This is a genomic window from Geodermatophilus sp. SYSU D00710 (genome assembly GCF_054050195.1).
Genome location: NZ_JBJGYX010000080.1, coordinates 1 through 19,045, shown reverse-complemented (window position 1 = coordinate 19,045; position 19,045 = coordinate 1). Strand labels below are relative to the sequence as shown.

General features: G+C 75.0%; 22 protein-coding genes. 16 read left to right on the top strand and 6 right to left on the bottom strand.

Annotated features, from left to right (window positions below; all coding sequences use genetic code 11):
• A partial coding sequence (locus tag ACI78U_RS23130; protein ID WP_456877750.1) for a formate/nitrite transporter family protein occupies positions 1–439 on the bottom strand: 439 nt, incomplete at its 3' end.
• A gap of 23 nt (positions 440–462) precedes the next feature.
• Here ACI78U_RS23130 and ACI78U_RS23125 point away from each other — a divergent pair.
• A complete protein-coding gene (locus tag ACI78U_RS23125; protein ID WP_456877749.1) occupies positions 463–1,194 on the top strand; it encodes a monooxygenase in 732 nt (243 codons plus the stop codon).
• Here ACI78U_RS23125 and ACI78U_RS23120 read toward each other — a convergent pair.
• Positions 1,176–1,712, bottom strand: a complete 537-nt coding sequence (locus tag ACI78U_RS23120) for an N-acetyltransferase family protein (protein ID WP_456877748.1) — start codon at positions 1,710–1,712, stop codon at positions 1,176–1,178. The two genes, ACI78U_RS23125 and ACI78U_RS23120, sit on opposite strands and share 19 nt — an antisense overlap.
• Positions 1,713–1,792: 80 nt before the next feature.
• Here ACI78U_RS23120 and ACI78U_RS23115 point away from each other — a divergent pair, with 80 nt between their 5' ends.
• Positions 1,793–1,948 carry a hypothetical protein gene (locus ACI78U_RS23115; RefSeq protein WP_456877747.1) on the top strand — a complete coding sequence of 52 codons (156 nt, stop codon included), beginning with the start codon at positions 1,793–1,795 and terminating at the stop codon, positions 1,946–1,948.
• Positions 1,949–1,961: 13 nt separating this feature from the next.
• On the opposite strand, the gene ACI78U_RS23110 is transcribed toward ACI78U_RS23115, so the two are convergent.
• A complete protein-coding gene (locus tag ACI78U_RS23110; RefSeq protein ID WP_456877746.1) occupies positions 1,962–2,633 on the bottom strand; it encodes an FAD-binding oxidoreductase in 672 nt (223 codons plus the stop codon).
• Positions 2,634–2,754: 121 nt separating this feature from the next.
• Positions 2,755–3,363 carry a sulfite oxidase-like oxidoreductase gene (locus ACI78U_RS23105; protein WP_456877745.1) on the bottom strand — a complete coding sequence of 203 codons (609 nt, stop codon included), beginning with the start codon at positions 3,361–3,363 and terminating at the stop codon, positions 2,755–2,757.
• A gap of 157 nt (positions 3,364–3,520) precedes the next feature.
• Here ACI78U_RS23105 and ACI78U_RS23100 point away from each other — a divergent pair, with 157 nt between their 5' ends.
• The 5 genes from ACI78U_RS23100 to ACI78U_RS23080 all read left to right on the top strand — a co-directional run bounded on the left by ACI78U_RS23100 (position 3,521) and on the right by ACI78U_RS23080 (position 8,171).
• Positions 3,521–4,222 carry a succinate dehydrogenase cytochrome b subunit gene (locus tag ACI78U_RS23100; RefSeq protein WP_456877744.1) on the top strand — a complete coding sequence of 234 codons (702 nt, stop codon included), beginning with the start codon at positions 3,521–3,523 and terminating at the stop codon, positions 4,220–4,222.
• An 11-nt stretch (positions 4,223–4,233) separates the two neighbouring features.
• Complete coding sequence (locus ACI78U_RS23095; protein ID WP_456877743.1) at positions 4,234–6,180, top strand: fumarate reductase/succinate dehydrogenase flavoprotein subunit; 1,947 nt, start codon at positions 4,234–4,236, stop codon at positions 6,178–6,180.
• Positions 6,181–6,954, top strand: a complete 774-nt coding sequence (locus ACI78U_RS23090; RefSeq protein WP_456877742.1) for a succinate dehydrogenase/fumarate reductase iron-sulfur subunit — start codon at positions 6,181–6,183, stop codon at positions 6,952–6,954.
• A 178-nt stretch (positions 6,955–7,132) separates the two neighbouring features.
• Positions 7,133–7,642, top strand: a complete 510-nt coding sequence (locus ACI78U_RS23085; RefSeq protein ID WP_456877741.1) for a winged helix-turn-helix transcriptional regulator — start codon at positions 7,133–7,135, stop codon at positions 7,640–7,642.
• A complete protein-coding gene (locus tag ACI78U_RS23080) occupies positions 7,632–8,171 on the top strand; it encodes a PaaI family thioesterase (RefSeq protein WP_456877740.1) in 540 nt (179 codons plus the stop codon). Before ACI78U_RS23085 ends, ACI78U_RS23080 begins: the two co-directional genes overlap by 11 nt.
• 7 nt (positions 8,172–8,178) lie before the next feature.
• Here the strand turns inward: ACI78U_RS23080 and ACI78U_RS23075 are convergent, their stop codons facing one another.
• Together ACI78U_RS23075 and ACI78U_RS23070 are read right to left on the bottom strand one after the other, a co-directional pair.
• Complete coding sequence (locus tag ACI78U_RS23075) at positions 8,179–8,937, bottom strand: glycoside hydrolase family 16 protein (protein ID WP_456877739.1); 759 nt, start codon at positions 8,935–8,937, stop codon at positions 8,179–8,181.
• Positions 8,934–9,554, bottom strand: coding sequence for a hypothetical protein (locus tag ACI78U_RS23070; RefSeq protein ID WP_456877738.1), 621 nt, complete (start codon positions 9,552–9,554; stop codon positions 8,934–8,936). Before ACI78U_RS23070 ends, ACI78U_RS23075 begins: the two co-directional genes overlap by 4 nt.
• Positions 9,555–9,759: 205 nt before the next feature.
• Between ACI78U_RS23070 and ACI78U_RS23065 the strand changes: the two genes are divergently transcribed.
• The 9 genes from ACI78U_RS23065 to ACI78U_RS23025 are packed head-to-tail and all read left to right on the top strand — an operon-like array spanning position 9,760 to position 18,979.
• Positions 9,760–10,950, top strand: a complete 1,191-nt coding sequence (locus ACI78U_RS23065; RefSeq protein ID WP_456877737.1) for an inositol-3-phosphate synthase — start codon at positions 9,760–9,762, stop codon at positions 10,948–10,950.
• Positions 10,947–11,861 (top strand): hypothetical protein, encoded by a 915-nt coding sequence (locus ACI78U_RS23060; RefSeq protein WP_456877736.1) that lies wholly within the window; start codon positions 10,947–10,949, stop codon positions 11,859–11,861. The genes ACI78U_RS23065 and ACI78U_RS23060 overlap by 4 nt, the downstream gene beginning before the upstream one ends.
• The gene (locus ACI78U_RS23055) at positions 11,858–12,883 is read left to right on the top strand and encodes a class I SAM-dependent methyltransferase (protein ID WP_456877735.1); all 1,026 of its coding nucleotides are present in this window, start codon (positions 11,858–11,860) and stop codon (positions 12,881–12,883) included. Before ACI78U_RS23060 ends, ACI78U_RS23055 begins: the two co-directional genes overlap by 4 nt.
• Positions 12,880–13,866 carry a Gfo/Idh/MocA family protein gene (locus tag ACI78U_RS23050; RefSeq protein WP_456877734.1) on the top strand — a complete coding sequence of 329 codons (987 nt, stop codon included), beginning with the start codon at positions 12,880–12,882 and terminating at the stop codon, positions 13,864–13,866. The genes ACI78U_RS23055 and ACI78U_RS23050 overlap by 4 nt, the downstream gene beginning before the upstream one ends.
• Positions 13,863–14,747: an MBL fold metallo-hydrolase gene (locus ACI78U_RS23045; protein WP_456877733.1), complete on the top strand. Its 885-nt coding sequence runs from the start codon at positions 13,863–13,865 to the stop codon at positions 14,745–14,747. The genes ACI78U_RS23050 and ACI78U_RS23045 overlap by 4 nt, the downstream gene beginning before the upstream one ends.
• The gene (locus ACI78U_RS23040) at positions 14,744–16,207 is read left to right on the top strand and encodes a YcaO-like family protein (RefSeq protein WP_456877732.1); all 1,464 of its coding nucleotides are present in this window, start codon (positions 14,744–14,746) and stop codon (positions 16,205–16,207) included. The genes ACI78U_RS23045 and ACI78U_RS23040 overlap by 4 nt, the downstream gene beginning before the upstream one ends.
• Entirely contained in the window at positions 16,204–17,052 is an 849-nt protein-coding gene (locus ACI78U_RS23035; protein WP_456877731.1) for a sugar phosphate isomerase/epimerase family protein, read from the top strand. Before ACI78U_RS23040 ends, ACI78U_RS23035 begins: the two co-directional genes overlap by 4 nt.
• Positions 17,049–18,257, top strand: a complete 1,209-nt coding sequence (locus ACI78U_RS23030; RefSeq protein WP_456877730.1) for a glycosyltransferase family 4 protein — start codon at positions 17,049–17,051, stop codon at positions 18,255–18,257. The genes ACI78U_RS23035 and ACI78U_RS23030 overlap by 4 nt, the downstream gene beginning before the upstream one ends.
• A complete protein-coding gene (locus tag ACI78U_RS23025; RefSeq protein WP_456877729.1) occupies positions 18,254–18,979 on the top strand; it encodes a PIG-L deacetylase family protein in 726 nt (241 codons plus the stop codon). The genes ACI78U_RS23030 and ACI78U_RS23025 overlap by 4 nt, the downstream gene beginning before the upstream one ends.
• The last annotated feature ends 66 nt before the right edge of the window (positions 18,980–19,045 follow it).

Here is a 19,045-nt window from a genome sequence, read left to right as displayed (position 1 = left end):
CCCCCCCCCCCCCCCCCCCCCCCCCCCCCCCCCCCCCCCCCCCCCCCCCCCCCCCCCCCCCCCCCCCCCCCCCCCCCCCCCCCCCCCCCCCCCCCCCCCCCCCCCCCCCCCCCCCCCCCCCCCCGGCGACGACCGCGGTGACCGGCAGCAGGAAGCCCTCGGTGAACAACTCGCTGCGGGCCAGCAGCAGCGCGACGAACCCGATCGAGAAGGCCAGCCCGGCCAGCAGGTGGCTGCCGGTCTCGGCGTACACGGCGACCAGCGACAGGATCCCGACCGAGACCTCCAGCCCTCCGGCGAGGCCGGTGGTGAGCACCTCGCGCCAGGTGCGGTGCAGCCGCTGGGCGCCCTGGCTCACCACCCGGTCGAAGGCCTGCACGACCTCGTCCTCGGCGGGTGCGTCGGTGTCGCCGAGCTGGACGCGGCGCTGGTCGGTCACGGAGCGCACCTACCCTCGGCGGCGTGCCGCACTCCGAACCCGGCGGCGACCCGGGGACCGTGACCCTGCACCTGTGGGGCGTCCCCGGCCGGGCCGTGCCGGGCGCGGTGCTGCGGATGGCCACGCTGCGGCCCGCGCTGGCCCGCACCCCGGGCCTGCGCTTCGCCAAGCTGCTCGGCACCGGCGACGGGCGCACCTTCACCGTCCGTGACGCCGACCCGCGCCGGTGGGGGCTGCTCGCCGTGTGGGACGACGACGCCGCCGCCGACGCCCTCGACGACGGGCCGGTGGGCGCGAGCTGGCGGCGGGTCGCCGACGAGGAGTGGGCGGTGCGGCTGCGTCCCCTGGCCGCCCGCGGGCGGTGGTCGGGCCGCGAGCCGTTCGGCAGCCCGCGCCCCCGCCGCTGGGACGGGCCGGTGGCCGCGGTGACCCGCGCCCGGCTGGTGCTGCGCCGGGCCGCGCGGTTCTGGTCGGCGGTGCCGCCGGTGTCGGCCGACCTGCACCGGGCGCCGGGGCTGCGGATGGCCGTCGGGATCGGCGAGGCGCCGCTGGGCCTGCAGGGCACCTTCAGCGTGTGGGACTCCGCCGCGGCGCTCAACGCCTTCGCCTACGACCGCCCCGAGCACGCCGCCGTCGTCGCGCGGACGGCGCAGGAGGGCTGGTACGCCGAGGAGCTGTTCGCCCGGCTGGCGGTGCTCTCCTCCCGAGGCACCGTCGACGGCGCCGACCCGCTGGCTCAGCCCGCGGCGGGCTGACCCAGCCGCGCCACCAGGTGGATCTCCTCCCGGTCGTCACCGGGGGCCAGCCGGATCGCGCCGGGCATCCGGCCGAACTCGCGGTAGCCGAACTGCTCGTAGAACCGCTCGAGACCGGAGCCGCCGCGCACGGTCAGGTGCAGCATCTCCAGGCCGCTGTCGCGGGCGACCTCGTGGATGCCCGACAGCAGCACCCGGCCCAGGCCCCGGCCCTGCAGGCGGGGGTGCACCTGCACCCGCAGCACGGTGGCCCAGTGCCGGCGCAGCGGGCTGACCGACAGCGACAGCACGGCGAACCCGCCGAGCTCGCCGTCGACCCGCAGCACCACCAGGCGCTCGCGGCCCAGGGCGACCCGCGCGACGACGGCGTCGAGCACCGGCGCGACGTCGTCCCGGGTGACCGGCGGGACGAAACCGACCGCGCCGCCGGCGTTGGTGACGTCGGTCCAGCAGGCCAGCAGCTCCTCGTGCAGCCGCGCATCGACGGCGTCGACGGCGGTCACGACGGCGGAGGACACGCTCCGATCATCGCCCCCGGCGCCGTGCGGACGGGCGTCGCCCCTGGACCGCGCACCCCCATGGGGGAAGGCTCGGCGCCATGAGCGACGCACCCGGTCCCGTGCCCGTCCCCCGTCCGGTGGACGACGAGCTGCGCGTTCCGTTCTGGATCGTGCTGGCCGGGGTGGGCGCGGGCGCGTTCTGGGCCCTCGCCGGCGTGGCGCTGGGCTCCTGGCTCCGCGGCCGCCGTCAGTGACGCCCGGTCCGGCTCAGGTCGGGCCGTCGCCGCTGGGGCCGAACCGCTCCACCCGGACGTCGGCGGCGGCCACGCCCAGCCCGACGAGCAGCTGGCTGGCCGCCTCGGCGAACGGGGTGGACCCGCACACGTAGGCGGTCTGGCCCGGCTCCCACAGCGGCACCAGGTCCGCGGCGGTCAGCCGGCCGGCCGGGCGGATCCCCGAGCGCTCGCGGGTGGTGACCACCAGCGCGCCGGCCGCGCGCAGCTCGTCGGCGTAGGGCAGCTCGGCGGCCGTGCGGGTGGAGACGGCGATCCGCAGCAGGTCCTCGCGGCCGAGCTCGCGGGCGGTGCGCAGCATGGACACGAACGGCACCACCCCGGTGCCCCCGCCCACGAGCAGCGCCGGCGCCTCGCCGGTCCAGACGAACCAGCCGCCGATCGGGCCGCGGACCTCCAGCCGGTCGCCGGGCTCGACGACGTCGGCCAGGTAGGTGGACACCTCGCCGTCGTCGAGGCGCTCGACGAGCAGCTCGACCAGCGGGTCGCCCGGCGCGGAGGCCACCGAGTAGGACCGCTGGGCGCGGTACCCGTCCTCGGCGGTCAGCCGGACGACGTAGTGCTGGCCGGCGAGGTGGTCGGGCCGGTCGGGCACCTCCAGCCGCAGCCGGAGGGTGCGCGGGGTCGGGCGGTCGACCTCCCGCACCGTCGCCTCCCGCCAGCCCCCGACGGGGGCGGGCCGCCGCACGTCAGGTGAGGCATCTGTCGGCCCCGCTGCAGGGTCCCGCCGCGAGCCTGCGAGCGGTGGGGGGCAGCGGGGTCCTTCGTCAGTCACCCTGGTAGCGCTGCTCGCGCCAGGGGTCGCCGCGGTCGTGGTAGCCGTTCTGCTCCCAGAAACCGGGCTGGTCGCGCTGCAGCAGGGTCAGCCGGGTGACCCACTTGGCGCTCTTCCAGAAGTAGAGGTGCGGCACGAGCAGCCGCACCGGGCCGCCGTGCTCCACCGGCAGCGGCTGCCCGTCGAACTCCCACACCAGCCACGCCTTGCCGCCGGTGACGTCCTCGAGCGGCAGGTTGGTGGTGTAGCCGGTCTTGGAGGTGGCGACGACGAAGTGCGCCTCGGCGGTCGGCCGGGCGGCCTCGAGGAGGGTGTCCACGCTGACACCGGCGAAGTGGGTGTCGAACTTCGACCACGTCGTCACGCAGTGGATGTCGCCGCGGTAGTCCGACGGCGGCAGCCGGTGCACCTCGTCCCACGTCCACGTCGTCGGGTTCTCGACGCGGCCGTCGACGGTGACGCTCCACGTCTCCGGCGCGATGCGCGGCGTGGGCTCGGCGGTCAGCACCGGCCAGTCGCGGCCGACGTCGTACTGGCCGGGCGGCAGCCGGGGATCCCGCTCCCGTCGGCGGCCGAGGAAGCCCCGGGTCGGTCCTGCCACACGTCCTCCTCCGGTCGGTGCTGCTGCCGGAACGCTGCCACGTCCGGCGGGCGCCCCTCAACGTCCTGACCTGGGTTGAGGGTTCCCTTACATGAGCCGTGTCACTGTGTGTTCACGTGGCCGTCAAGGGGTTAGGGAGCCTAACTTTGGTGCTGTGGTGACGGTGACGCAGTCGGGCCAGCGCAGGACCCCGAAGGTCGCGAAGACCAGCTCGGTCGCGAAGAAGGCCGTGATGGCCGTCAGCGGCATCATCCTGGTCCTCTACCTGGTCGCGCACATGGTCGGGAACCTGAAGCTCTTCGCCGGCGCCGAGACCTTCAACGGGTACTCCGAGTGGATCCGCCGGATCGGCGAGCCGGCCGTCCCGGGACAGACCGTCCTGTGGATCATCCGGATCGTCCTGCTGGTGGCCGTCGTCGCGCACATCTGGGCCGCGATCTCCCTGTGGCGCCAGGCCAAGCGCGCCCGTCCGACGCAGTACGTGGCCCGCAAGGCGGTGGCCCAGAGCTACGCCTCGCGCACCATGCGCTGGGGCGGCGTCATCCTCGGCCTGTTCATCGTCTACCACGTCCTCGACCTCACGCTGGGGGTCGCCAACCCCGAGGGGCCGGACTCCACGCCCTACGACCGGGCGATCGCCGGGTTCTCCAACCCGATCGTGACCCTGGTCTACGTCGTCGCGCTGCTGGCCCTGGGCTTCCACCTCCGGCACGGCATCTGGAGCGCGACCCAGACCCTGGGGCAGAGCAACAGGACGCGCGAGCGGACCGTCAACGCGTTCGCCACCGTCTTCGCCGTCGTGCTCACGGTGGGCTTCCTCATCCCGCCGCTGAGCGTCCTCGTCGGCATCATCGAGTAGGAGCACGCGTCATGGCCCTCGAACTGTTCACCGTCGGCGACCCGATCGCCGACACCAAGGCCCCCCGCGACGTCCCGATCAGCGAGCGCTGGAGCGAGCGCCGGTTCCGCGCGAAGCTGGTCAACCCGGCCAACCGCCGCAAGCTGAGCATCATCGTCGTCGGCACCGGCCTGGCCGGTGGCGCGGCGGCCGCCACGCTCGGCGAGGCCGGCTACCGGGTGAAGTCCTTCTGGTACCAGGACAGCCCGCGCCGCGCGCACAGCGTCGCCGCGCAGGGCGGCATCAACGCCGCCAAGAACTACCGCAACGACGGCGACTCGGTGCACCGGCTGTTCTACGACACCGTCAAGGGCGGCGACTTCCGCGCCCGCGAGGACAACGTGCACCGGCTGGCCGAGGTCAGCGTCAACATCATCGACCAGTGCGTCGCGCAGGGCGTCCCGTTCGCCCGCGAGTACGGCGGCCTGCTCGACAACCGCTCCTTCGGTGGCACCCAGGTGTCGCGGACGTTCTACGCCCGCGGCCAGACGGGCCAGCAGCTGCTCTACGGCGCCTACCAGGCCCTCGAGCGGCAGATGGCGGCCGGCACCGTCGAGCAGCACGCGCGCACCGAGATGCTCGACCTGATCGTCGTCGACGGCCGGGCCCGCGGCATCGTCGCCCGGAACCTGATCACCGGAGAGATCAGCACCCACTTCGCCGACGCCGTCGTGCTCGCCACCGGCGGGTACAGCAACGTCTTCTACCTGTCGACCAACGCCAAGGGCTCCAACGCCACGGCGATCTGGCGGGCGCACAAGCGCGGCGCGCTGTTCGCCAACCCCTGCTACACGCAGATCCACCCGACCTGCATCCCGGTGCACGGCGAGTACCAGTCGAAGCTCACGCTGATGAGCGAGTCGCTGCGCAACGACGGCCGGGTGTGGGTGCCCAAGGAGCGCGGGGACACCCGCGACCCGCGGCAGATCCCCGAGGACGAGCGCGACTACTACCTCGAGCGGATCTACCCCTCGTTCGGCAACCTGGTCCCCCGCGACATCGCCTCGCGGCAGGCCAAGAACGTCTGCGACGAGGGCCGTGGCGTCGGCCCCAGCGGCCTGGGCGTGTACCTCGACTTCGCCGAGGCCATGCAGCGGCTGGGCCGGCCGGCCATCGAGGCCAAGTACGGCAACCTCTTCGACATGTACGCCCAGATCACGGGCGAGGACCCCTACGAGGTCCCGATGCGGATCTACCCGGCGGTCCACTACACGATGGGCGGCCTGTGGGTCGACTACGACCTGCAGTCGACGATCCCCGGCCTGTTCGTGATCGGTGAGGCGAACTTCTCCGACCACGGCGCCAACCGGCTCGGCGCCAGCGCCCTCATGCAGGGCCTCGCCGACGGCTACTTCGTCCTGCCGAACACGATCAACGACTACCTGGCCTCCGGTCCCTTCGGCGCGGTCGACCCGGCCCACCCGGCCGCCGTCGAGGCGCTCGAGGGGGTGCGGGCGCAGACCGAGCGGCTGCTGTCGATCAACGGCACCCGGACCACCGCCTCGTTCCACCGCGAGCTCGGCCGGCTGATGTTCGACCTGTGCGGCATGGAGCGCTCGGAGGAGAGCCTGCGCAAGGCCCTCGACCGGATCCCGGAGATCCGGCAAGAGTTCTGGACGAACGTGCGGGTGCCCGGTGAGGCCGGGCGGTTCAACCAGAGCCTCGAGCACGCCGGCCGCGTCGCCGACTTCATCGAGCTCGCCGAGCTCATGTGCGTCGACGCCCTGCACCGCAACGAGAGCTGCGGTGGGCACTTCCGGGCGGAGAGCCAGACCCCCGACGGGGAGGCCCTGCGCGACGACGACAACTTCGCCTACGTCGCGGCCTGGGAGTGGACGCCGGAGGGTGTCCCGCCCGTCCTGCACAAGGAAGACCTCGAGTTCGACTACGTCCACCTCGCCCAGCGGAGCTACAAGTAGATGAACCTCAAGCTGCGTGTCTGGCGCCAGCGGAGCGCGGCAGAGAAGGGGAAGATGGTGACCTACGAGGTCACCGACGTCTCCCCGGACATGTCGTTCCTGGAGATGCTCGACGTCCTCAACGAGCAGCTCATCCTCAACGGTGAGGACCCGGTCTCCTTCGACCACGACTGCCGCGAGGGCATCTGCGGCTCGTGCGGCGTCATGATCAACGGCCGCGCCCACGGCAACGGGCTGTTCGAGGAGCACCCGCAGACGACCACGTGCCAGCTGCACATGCGGTCGTTCAAGGACGGCGACACGATCGACATCGAGCCGTGGCGGGCGACGGCGTTCCCGGTCATCAAGGACCTCGCCGTCGACCGGTCGGCCCTGGACCGGATCATCCAGTCGGGCGGCTACATCAGCGCCCCGACCGGGACCGCCCCCGAGGCGCACTCGATCCTGGTGGCCAAGAAGGACTCCGACGCCGCGTTCGACGCCGCCACCTGCATCGGCTGCGGCGCCTGCGTGGCGGCCTGCCCGAACGCCTCGTCGATGCTGTTCACGGCCGCGAAGGTCACCCACCTCGGCCTGATGCCGCAAGGGCAGCCCGAGCGCAACGACCGCGTGGTCAACATGATCCACCAGCAGGACCTCGAGGGCTTCGGCGGCTGCACCAACATCGGTGAGTGCTCGGCCAGCTGCCCGAAGGGCATCTCGATGGAGACCATCTCCCGGCTCAACCACGACCTCCTCGGCGCCCTGCGCGCCGGCGCGCGACCCAAGAGCTGAGGCCAGCGCCGCCGACGGGCGGGGACTCCTCCGGGGGTCCCCGCCCGTCGCCGTTCCCGGGCGCGGCTCAGGCAAAGGAAGCTATCCGCACGTCTGGAGCGCCAGGACGTGCGGATAGCTTCCTATGCCTCGCCCCTGGCAGTGGCGCCGCGTCGGTTCGACGGGCAAACTGACTCGGGTGAGCACCGCCCCGTACGACCTCACCACCCTGCCCGGCCGCCCGTGCACCATCGCCGCCGCCCTCGAGCTGGTGGGCGAGCGGTGGTCGCTGCTCGTCGTCCGGGAGGTGTCGCTGGGCAACCACCGCTTCAGCGACATCGCCCGCGGCACGGGCGCTCCCCGCGACCGGCTGACCGCGCGGCTCAACGCCCTGGTGGCCGCGGGCGTGCTCGAGCGCCGGCAGTACAGCGACGCGCCGCCCCGCTCGGGCTACCACCTGACCGCGTCCGGCCGCGACCTGCTGCCGGTGCTGCAGGCGCTGCTGCAGTGGGGCGACCGGTGGGCCGCCGAGGAGCCGCCGGTCCGCCTCGAGCACGCCCCGGAGGGGCACGAGGAGCACCAGGTCGACGCCGAGTGGGTGTGCCGCACGTGCGGGGAGCCGGTCAACCGCTCGCGGGTCGAGCGGGTGCTGACCCCGGCCGGGCGGGCGCTGTCGGGACTGCCCGCCGAGGAGACGCATGAGCACTGAGACCGACCCGGTGACCGGCACCCCGGCCGGGTGGGGTGAGCCGCGGTCCCGGACGGTCACCTGGTTCGACCCGATGGTCACCGCGGCCGGCGGCCGGGAGCGCTCGGGCCTGCAGACCCTGGAGGCCGTGCGCGACGGCGTGCTGCCGCCCCCGCCGATCGCGCAGCTGCTGCAGATGGACCTGACCACCGTCGAGGAGGGCCGGGTCGAGTTCACCTGCGCCGTGGACGAGTCGGTCTACAACCCCATCGGCGTCGTGCACGGCGGGCTGGTCTGCACACTGCTGGACTCCGTCGCCGGCTGCGCGGTGCACACCACCTTGCCCCACGGCGTCGGCTACACGTCGATCGAGCTCAAGGTCACCTACCTGCGGGCGGTGACCCAGGCCAGCGGGCGGCTGACCGCCGTCGGCACGGTGGTCAAGCCGGGACGGCGGGTCGCCTTCGCGGAGGGGCAGGTGCTCGACGCCGCCGGCAAGACCGTGGCGACGGCGTCGAGCTCGCTGCTGGTCTTCCCGCTGCCGGCCTGAGCTCCGGTCAGTCGCTGCCCCGGATCCAGTCGACGACGAGCTCGGGCACGACGTAGGGCTCCCCCGGCACCTCCTCCTCCGGGAAGTCGAAGACGGCCAGCATCATCTGCACCGGGTAGTCGGGGGTCACCGCCACCTCGCGCACGCGCTGCCCGTCCACGGAGAACACCGCGCCGTCGGGCCGCCAGTCCACGGCGTAGACGTGCCAGTCGGCGACGTCGATGCCGGGCCGGGGCGCGGCGAAGTCCTCGACCAGCCGCGGGTCCCGGAACGGGTGGGTGCCCATTCCGACCGCGGCGCCGTCCGCCGGGTCGACGGCGTCGCCGAACACCTCCGCCACGCAGATCTCGCCGGAGCGCTCGGGCCGGTCCTCCAGGCCGACGGTCCACCAGGCCACCATCGACCGCGGCGTGACGGTGGCGCGGGCCCGCATCTCGAGCAGGCCGTAGCGCGGCGTCCAGCCCCAGTGCGCGGGCTGCTCCTCCCGGACGACGGCGCCCGGCCGCACCGGCTGCTGCCCCACGGTGCTGCCGACCGGACCGGAGAAGACGCCGGACTGGACGCCGGAGACCCGCAGCGGCGGGTGGTCCCCGGGGCACCACAGCGGCGCGTCGTCGGGCAGGTACAGCCGCAGGCAGGAATCGCGGACCTCGTAGCAGGCCGCCGTCGCCGCGCGCGAACTCCACTGCGGCAGGTAGTGCGGAACCCAGACGTCGCGGTCGAGGTCGTCGCCGTCGAAGTCGTCCCGGAAGGGCGTCCCGGTCACCGGCTCTGCAGCGCGTCCAGGGCCACGGCCATCGACGCGGCGACCCGGAAGTCCAGCCGCGGGTCGGGGACGAAGACGTCGTAGCGGTCGCGGATCGCCTTGCGCCGCTCGACGACCAGCACGGGCTGCCCGGTGGCGGTGTCGACGAAGTCGAAGTGGAAGACGAAGGGCACCCAGACGTCGCCGAGGAACGGGATGAAGTCCCACACCCGCCGCAGGATCGCGAGGAACGGCCGGCGCTCCCGGCCGACGGCCTCCAGGCCGGGGGCCGACAGGGTCCAGGTCGAGCGCAGCAGACTCGCGCCGAAGCGCTTGCTGAAGGTGCCGAGGACGCGGCCGCCCTCGTCGAACACGTCGTGCTGGGCGTGCACGTCGAGCCGCTGGCGGGCGCGGAAGGAGAAGACCGGGCGGGTGCGGGCCTCGTCGGCGGTGAAGACCACCTCCTCCTTCAGCTTCATGCGCTTCTGCTGGGCCAGGGCGAGCAGTCCGCCCTCGCTGCCGTCGGGCTGCACGGCGCGCACCTCGTAGCGGTTGACCATCACGGTGATGCGCTGGTGGACGGTGAAGCGCGGCACCACCATCGGCGCGGGGGGCTGCTGGGCGTACGGCACGGTCACGGTGCACCTCCGAGATCCGGGTGGGTCTCCATCGTGGCCACCCCGTCCAGGGACGTGCGGTGCACGACCGGGTTGCGCGACAGAATCTCGTTCTCACCCAGCGAGTGCACAACCGCTGTGCCAGTCTCGGGCCGGGTGGAGCGGGTCCGCCCGGGGAGCGCGGAGGTCGGTCGTGTCGCAGGAGTCCCGTCGGGTGGGTGTCGCGGTGGTCGGACTCGGGGGTGCGGTCGCGACGACCGCGGTCGCGGGTCTGGAGCTGCTGCGGACCGGGGTGGCCGGCTCCGACGGCCTGCCGCTGGCCGGCCTGCAGGTGGCCGGCGGGCCGGTGGAGGAGACGACGGGCCTGGCCGGGTACGAGTCGCTGGTCGTGCGCGGCTGGGACCTCGACGGCTCCGACCTGCGCAAGGCCGCCGAGCAGCACGGGGTCCTCGACGCCCGGCAGCTCGAGGAGGCCGGCCCGGCGCTCTCGGCGCTGACGCCCTGGCCCGCGGCCGGCGACGCCGACTTCTGCCGCAACGTCACCGGCGGCAACGTGGTGCTGGCCGAGACCCGCCGCGCCCAGGTCGACGCCGTCCGCGAGGACCTGCGCCGGTTCCGGGAGGAGGAGTCCCTCGACGGGCTGGTGCTGGTCAACCTCGCCTCCACCGAACGGTGGCCCGACCCGACCGCCCCTGCGCTGCAGACCGTCGAGGCCTTCGAGGCCGGGCTCGACGCCGACGACCGCGCCATCACCCCGGCGATGGTCTACGCCTACGCGGCCATCGCCGAGGGCGTCGGCTACGTCAACTTCACGCCGTCGCTGGCCGCCGACGTCCCGGCGCTGGTGGCCCTCGCCGAGGCCCGCGGCGTCCCGGTCGCCGGCAAGGACGGCAAGACCGGCCAGACGATGATGAAGACGGTCCTCGCCCCGGCCTTCCGCGCCCGCTCGCTCACCGTCGAGGGCTGGTACTCGACCAACATCCTCGGCAACCGCGACGGCCTGGCCCTCGACGACCCCGACTCGCTCAACAGCAAGCTGCAGACCAAGGGCAGCGTGCTGGACTCGATCCTGGGCTACCCGGTCGAGGACCACGTGGTCCGCATCGACTACTACCGGCCGCGCGGGGACCAGAAGGAGGCCTGGGACGCCATCGACCTGGTCGGCTTCCTCGGCCAGCGCATGCAGGTCAAGGTCGACTTCCAGTGCCGCGACTCCATCCTCGCCGCCCCGCTCGCCCTCGAGCTCGCCCGCCTCACCGACCTCGCGCAGCAGCGCGGCGAGGGCGGGGTGCAGCGGCAGCTGGGCTGGTTCTTCAAGGCGCCGATGACCGCCGGCGGCGACGTCCCCGAGCACGCCTTCCACCGCCAGGAGACCGCCCTGCTCGACTGGCTGGCCGCCGGCGCCGGCTCCCGGTGACCGCGATCGAGGCCCCGGGGACGCTGACCGCGCTCGCCGGCCTCCGGCCGCTGCTGGCCGAGATCGGTGACGCCAAGCGCGTCCGGGTCGCCGGCGCCCCGGGCTCGCTGGCCGAGCAGGCGTTCGCCCGCGCGTGGGCGCGGCTGCTCGCCGGCGAGGACGTCGCGGACGTCGCGGAGTCCGAGACCGCAGCCGCCGTCGCCCGGGCCCGGCTGGCCGGCATCGACGCCGCCGTGCTCACCACCGCCGGGCTGGAGGACGGCGAGGTCCTGGTGGTGCTCCGCCGGGCCTTCGACGAGGTGGCCGGGCCGCTCGATGCGGGCCTGCGCGACCGGCTGCGCGCCGCGCTCGGCCCGCAGCCGTCGCCCGGTCCGGCGCCACCGCTGGCCGCCGCGCTCAACGCCCAGCCGCGGGCCGGGGCGACCGCGCCGGGGAAGCCGCGGATCGTCGTCGAGCCGCCGGAGAGCCACGGCGACCACTGCCTCACCGTCGCCGTCTACGGGGCGCTGGTCGCGCCGGTGGTCGGCGCCGACCCGGTGCCGCCGTTCCTGCTGGGCCTGGCCCACCACCTGCACAACGTCGTCCTGCCCGACGCCGGGTTCGCCGGGGAGGTGCTGCTCGGCGACGCGCTGGAGCGGGTGACGGCCACGCTGGAGGAGCGGGAGCTCGCCGCGCTGCCCGCCGCGCTGGCCGACAGAGTGCGGGAGGTGCTCGCGCTGCGGCCGGGCGCCGGCGAGCCCACGGCGCGGGCCTTCCACGCCGCCGACGTCCTCGACCGCGTGCTGCAGGTGCACCACCACGCGCGGGCCGCGGCGTTCACCGCGTCGCAGGCGCTCGACGACCTCGAACTGGTGCACGCCGGGCCGGTGCAGGCCTACCACCTCGACGTCCTGGCGGCGGCCGGGCTGTGAGCGCACCGGCACCGGCCGTCCCGGTGGTGGACGGGATCCCCTTCGCCCGGGCCGGCCGCGACGACCTGCGCGCCGAGGTCGCCGGGCTGCTCGCCGCCGGCGAGACCGACCGCGCCCGGGTGCTGCTGCTCGCCGACGCCGACGACTGGTGGACCGAGCCGCCGCCTCCGCCCGAGCAGCTCGCGCGGGTGCCGGCGGCACGCACGCTGCGCGAGGCGATGGACCTGCTCGGCATGGGACGGGTCGCCGACTACTTCGCCCACCGCTGGTCGGACCCCACCCACCTGGCCGGGCTGGCGCTGCTGCAGGCGCACTGGCCGGGCAGCAGGCCGGTGGTCGACGTCGCCTGCGGGATCGGCGCGCACCTGCGCGAGCTGTCCCGCCGCGGGGTGGCCGACTTGCTCGGCGTCGACGTCGTCTGGGCCAAGCTGTGGCTGGCCAGGCGGTTCGTCTGCCCGTCGGCGCGCTACGTGTGCGCCGACCTGACCGCGGCGCCGGACCTGCCGGTGGGCACCCCCGCGTACGTCATGTGCCACGACGCCTTCTACTTCCTCCGCGACAAGCCGGCCGCGGCCGCGGCGATGCGGGCGCTGGCCGGACCGGGCGGCACCGTCGTCGTCGGGCACGCGCACGTGGCCGACCCGCACGGGGCGCCGCTGACGCCGCAGGGGTACGCCGAGGTGCTCGGCACCGGGCTGCTCTACGACGACGACGAGCTGACCCGCTCGCTGCTCGAGGGCCGTCCCCCGCGCCGGGCCGCGCCGGGCGACCTGCACGCCAGCGAGGCGGTCGCGCTGGTGGCCGGGCACCCGCTGGCCCACGCGCCGGTGGACCTCGGCGAGCCGCTGCCGCCGCTGTTCGTCAACCCGCTCTACCCCGGGGGCGTGCTGACCTGGCCCAGCGAGCGCTACGCCGCCGAGTACGGGCCGCGCTCGTCGTACCTGCCCTCGCGCTGGCCCGACCCGCTGCCCGCCGACGCGGCCCGCCGACGCCTGCTCGTCGACCTCCCGGAGGCGTGGTGAGCGTCGGCTGGGGCATCGCCGGGTGCGGCTGGGTGGCCCGCGACCACGCGCTGCCCGGCCTGCTCGCCGTCGACGGCGCCCGGGTGGTGGCGCTGCACGACCTCGACCCGGCGGCGACAGCGCGGATGCCGGTCGAGGGCGCCCGGCGGACGACCGACCTGACCGAGTTCCTCGCCACCCCCGGCCTGGACGCCGTCTACGTGGCGGTGCCCAACGCCGCGCACCGGCCGCTGGTCGAGGCGGCCGCCGCGGCCGGGAAGGCGGTGCTGTGCGAGAAGCCGCTGGCCGCCGACGCCGGCGACGCGCAGGCGCTGGTCGACGCGTGCGCGCGGGCCGGCGTGCTGCTGGGCACCGCCTACGACCAGCGCTGGCACCCCGCCCACGTGCGACTGCGCGAGCTGGTGCCCGAGCTGGGCACGGTGACCGCCGTCCGGATCGTCTACTGCTGCTGGCTGCCCGGGGACTGGACGCCCGACGGCCGGCCGCACGACAACTGGCGCGTGGACCCGGCCCGCGCCGGCGGCGGCGCGGCGATCGACCTCGCCCCGCACGGCCTCGACCTGGTCGGCACGCTGCTGGGCGAGGACGTCACCCGGCTGTCGGCGCTGCTGCAGACCCGGGTGCACGACTACGGCGTCGACGACGGCGCGCTGCTCACCGGCGCCACCGACGGCGGCGTGCTGGTCGGCCTGCACGTCGCGTTCAACACCCCCGACGCGTTCCCCCGCCGCCGCCTCGAGGTGGTCGGCACGCGGGGCATGGCGGTCGCCGTCAACACGATGGGCCAGACGGCGGGAGGCTCGCTGACGCTGTACCGCCCCGACCCGGTGGACGTGCCGTTCGCCGGCACCCCGCCGTTCGAGGCGCAGTTCGCCGCCTTCACCGCCGCGGTCGCGGGCCGCGCCCGGTGGCCGTACGACCCCGCCCGCGACCTCGCCCTGCACCGCCTGCTCCTCACCGCTCTCGACGGAGGCACCCCGTGAGCTCAGTCGACACCAACCCCTACCGCGGCCTGCTGCCCGACCTGCCCGCCTACGCGTGCACCAACTGCGGGCACTGGCAGCGCTGGCCCGCCCCGGGACCGTCCTTCTGCCCGGTGTGCGCCGACGTCCGCAACGCACTGCCCGAGCACGGGTTCGAGTTCGTCACCGAGAAGCAGGCCGACGAGCTGGTCACCGGCTTCTGGCGGCCGGCCCCGGTCGACGGCGTCACCGAGTTCGGCACCGAGCCGCGCTTCGGCCTCGACAGCCGCGGCTGGGTGATCGAGACCGACATTGGGCTGGTCGGCTTCGAGTGCGCACCCTGGTACACCGCCCCCATGCTCGCCGAGCTGCGCCGGATGGCCGACGAGAAGGGCGGCTTCCCGGTGCTGGCCTCCAGCCACGTGCACGGCTACGGCGCGCTGTGGCAGCTGCAGCAGGAGCTCGAGCCCCGGGTCGTCTGCGTCAACGTGCACGACCTGGTGTGGACCAAGGCCTTCCGGGTCACCTGGCCGGCCGACGACGTCCTCACCCTGGCCCCCGGCCTCACCCTGCACCGCACCGGCGGGCACTTCCCCGGGCACTCGGTGCTGCACGACGACCGCCGCGGGATCCTGTTCTGCGGCGACTCGCTCAAGGTCGACCTCTCCCCCGACGGCGACCCGGTCGCGCTGTCGGCGCACAAGGCGTTCCACGCGCAGATCCCGCTGTCCCACGGCGAGCTGCGCGAGATGCTCGCCGTCGTCGCGGAGCTGGACTTCGAGGTCGTCGCGACGCCGTTCGAGATGGTCGCCGGCGTCACCACCGACACCGTCGTCCACCTGGTGCAGCGACTGCTGTCGGGACCGCCGGACGCCGCTCCCGTACCGCTGGACGAGCTGTGACCACCGTCGAGGTCACGCCGTCGCAGCGGTACCGCGACTCGTTCCCCACGCCGGTCGAGGACTTCGCCATCGAGGGCATCGACGTGCTCGACGTGCCGCTGCACTCGGCCGTCCTGCCGCCGACGCCCGCGCACCCCGGCGGCAGCGGGCTGGGCTACGGCGCCACCCGCGAGGAGGCCCGCACCGGCGCGATGGGCGAGATGGCCGAGATGGCGCTGTCGCTGCGGGCGCACCGTGGGGTCCCCCGCGAGGAGGGCTCCTACGCGGAGGTGACCCGCCGGCACGGCCGCGACCGGGTGGCCGACCCGCGCACCCTCTGCCTGGAGGCGGGCAGCCCGTACGACGACGACCGGCCGCTGCAGTGGTTGCCGATGACCCGGCTGCGCGACGGCGAGGCGGTGCTGGTGCCGGCCGAGCTGGTCGCCTCCGCGCCCGACGACCTGCCGGGCACACCGCCGCCGGGCGGGTGGCTGACCACGGTCATCACCAACGGGCAGGGCGCGGCGTTCGACGCCGACCGGGCGGTGACCCACGCGCTGCTGGAGGTGCTGCAGCGCGACGGCAACGCCACGGCGTTCCGGGCGATGGACCGCGGCGTCGTCCTCGACCTCGACGGGCTCACCGACCCCGACGCGCTGGCCCTGCTCGACCGGCTCGACACCGCGGGCATCGACGTCGTGGTGAAGCTCGCGGCGACGGAGTTCGGCGTCGTCGACGTCTACGCCGTGGGCTGCTCGCGGGACGGGTCGGAGCCGGTGCCGGTGATGGCGACGGCGTGCGGGGAGGCGGCCCACCCCGACCGCGACACCGCCGTCCGCAAGGCGCTGCACGAGTTCGCCTCGGCGCGCAGCCGGAAGGCGTTCATGCACGGGCCCTTCGACGTCGTCCTGCCGGCGACGCCGCCGGGGTACCTGGAGCACTGGCGCGGCGGGCACCCGCCGGAGCGGCTGGTCGAGGAGGACCGCGCGCTGCAGGCGATGCTCGCGTGGACGCGGATGGGCACGGCCGCGCTGGTCGACCTGCTGCAGGACACCGTGCTCGCCCGCCGCTCCACCGTGGCGCTGGCCGACCTGCCCACGTGGTCCGGGGACGACCTGCACGCGCAGGTCACCGGCGCGGTGCAGGCCGCCGGCCACGACGTGCTGGTCGAGCTGCAGCCCTCCACCGGTGACGCGGTCGCGGCGAAGGTGCTGGTGCCCGGCCTGGAGGTGGAGACGATGTCCTACGGCCGGATCGGCGAGCGCGGCGTGCGCCGGCTGCTCGAGGCCGACGAGGGGCTGGCCGCCGTGGGCGCCGACCCCGGCGGCTGGGCGCGGGTGCACCTGACCGCCGAGGCCGAGGAGCGCCTGGGCGGGCCGGCCTGGTTCGACCGCGCCGGCGCCGACCGCCGGGTGGGGGCGCTGTACGCGCTGTACCGGGAGCCGGGCCGGCACGTGGTCGCGGAGGTCCTGGCGCAGTGAGCCTGCGGTACGCGTACAACACCAACGGGCTGACCTCGCACCGGCTGTCGGACGCGCTGCCCTTCCTCGCCGACTGCGGCTACGCCGGGGTGGCGCTCACCCTCGACGTCGTCCACCTCGACCCGTTCGCCCCGGACGCGTTCGCCCAGGCAGCGGCGGTGCGGGCCCGCTGCGACGAGCTCGGGTTGGGCGTGGTGGTGGAGACCGGCGCCCGGTTCCTGCTCGACCCGCGGGCCAAGCACGAGCCGACGCTGGTCACCGCCTCCGCCGAGGGGCGGGCGCGGCGGCTGGCCTACCTGCGCCTGGCCTGCGACCTGGCGGAGGTGCTCGGCGCGGAGGCGGTCAGCTTCTGGGCCGGCGTGCCGAAGCCGGGCGTGGACCGCGACGCCGCGTGGGGCTGGCTGGTCGACGGCGTCCGGGCACTGGTCGACAGCCACGGCGGCCGCTCCTACGCCCTCGCGGTCGAGCCCGAGCCGGGGATGCTGGTCGAGGACTGCGACGGCTGGGTCCGGCTGGCCGCCGAGACGCCGGGGATCACGCTGGCGCTCGACACCGGCCACTGCGTCGTCGCCGGGGCGTACGCGCCGGAGGAGGCGGTGACCCGGTTCGCGTCGCACCTGGGCACCGTCGCCGTCGAGGGGATGCGCCGCGGGGTGCACGACCACCTGCCCCTCGACGAGGGCGACGTCGACCTGCCCGCGGTGCTGCGGGCGCTGCGGCAGGCCTCGTTCGGCCGGCTGGTGACGCTGGAGCTCTCCCGCGACGGGCACCGCGCGCACGAGATGGTGCCCCGCTCGATCGGGACGCTGCGGGAGGCCGAGGCGCAGGGGGTGGCCGCGGCGTGAGGGTCTGCTTCGTCAGCCGCCGCTACTGGCCGGCGGTCAGCGGGATGAGCGTCTACGCGGAGAACCTGCTGCGCGAGCTGGTCGCGCTCGGCCACGAGGTGGTGCTGGTCAGCCAGTACCGCGACGACGAGGCCGGCACCCGCGTGTACGGCGGCGGCCCGCCCCCGCCGGACCGGGTGCCGGCGGGCGTCGAGGTGCACGCGCTGCCCAGCCGCGGCGAGACCGTCGTCCCCGCCGACTGGGAGGGCGACGTCGCCGGGATCGTGCGCACCGTCGTCGGCCTGCAGCGCGAGCGCCCCTTCGACGTGCTGCACGCCCAGTACGGCTACCCGCCGGGGCTGGCCGTGCTCGCCGCCGCGCGCGGGACCGGCCGGCCCGCGGTGGTGAGCATCCAGGGCGGCGACGGCCACTGGGTGGGCACCTGCTGCGCCACCCACGCGCACGCGATGCGCGCCGTCGTCGACGCGTCGAACGCCGTGCTCATCGGCAGCGCCAGCTTCCGCGACGAGGTGGTCGGCAACCTCGGCTCGGACCCGGCGCGGTTCACGATCGTCCCCGGGGCCACCGACACCCGCCGGTTCACCCCGGCCGAGCGCCCGCTCGGCGCGCTGCAGGACCCGCCCGTCCTGCTCTTCCACGGCCGCGTCGACCGCCGCAAGGGCGTGCTCGACCTGCTCGAGGCGCTGCCCGACGGCGTCCGGCTGGTCGTCTCCGGCATCGGCCCGGACCTCGACGAGGCGCGCGCCCGTGCCGACGAACGGACCACCTTCCTCGGCTACGTGCCGCCCGACGAGGCGCCCGCGGTGTACCGCCGTGCCGACGTCTTCGTCAGCCCCACCTACAGCGAGGGGTTCTCCAACACGCTGCTCGAGGCGATGGCCAGCGGGCTGCCCACGGTCAGCACCGACAGCGTCGGTGTCGTCGACTGCCTGCGGCACGAGGAGAACGGGCTGCTGCACGCTCCCGGCGACGTCGCCGGGCTGCGGTCGGCGCTGGACCGGCTGCTCGCCGACGGCGACCTGCGGACCCGGCTGGCGACGACGGCGCTGGAGGAGGTGCGCCGGCTCTACTCCTGGCCGGTGCTGGCCCGCTCGATCGACGACGTGTACCGCTCCGTCGCCGGGACGACGCCGTCCGCGGACTGGACGATGCCGCCGACGGTCGACCTCTCCTGCCGGTTCCGCTCCGCGGCGCACCTGCTGTGAGGGTCACCGCCGTCAGCCCGCACCTCGACGACGCCGCGTTCTCCGTGGGGGCCACGCTGGCTGCGCTGGCCGACGCCGGGCACGAGGTCACCGTGGTCACCTGCTTCACGCGCAGCGTGCCCGGGCCGACCGGCTTCGCGCTGGCCTGCCAGCTGGACAAGGGGCTGTCGGCCGACGCCGACTACATGGCGCTGCGGCGGGACGAGGACGCCGCCGCGATGGCCGTGCTCTGCGCGGCGCCGCTGCACCTGGACCTGCCCGAGGCGCCGCACCGCGGATACGGGAGCGCCGCGGACCTCTTCGCCGGGGTCCACGCCGGCGACGACGTGTGGCGCACCGTGCGCGACCTGCTGGAGGCCGTCCCCGGGGACCTGTGGCTGGCACCGCAGGCGCTGGGCGGGCACGTCGACCACCGGCAGGTGCTGCGCGCGGTCGCCGGCACCGGCCGCCCGGTGCTGTGGTGGCGCGACTCGCCGTACGTGCTGCGCGACCCGGACGCGCGGACCGGGCCGGACCTGCCTGCTGGGCTGGCTCCGCTCGAGCTGCCGCAGGACCCGGGCCGGCGCGCGGACGCGTGCGCCTGCTACGCCACCCAGCTCGGCTTCCAGTTCGGCGGCGTCGAGGCGATGCGCGCGGCGCTGGCCGGGCTGGACGAGGTGCTGCTGGCCGACTCCCGCGCCCGGGAGCTGGCCGGGGCGGTGGTGTCCCGGGCGCCGGTCTAGGGCGGCGCCGACCACGTGCTGCACGTCCACGTGCTCCACCACAACACCGAGGACGTCCGACGGCAG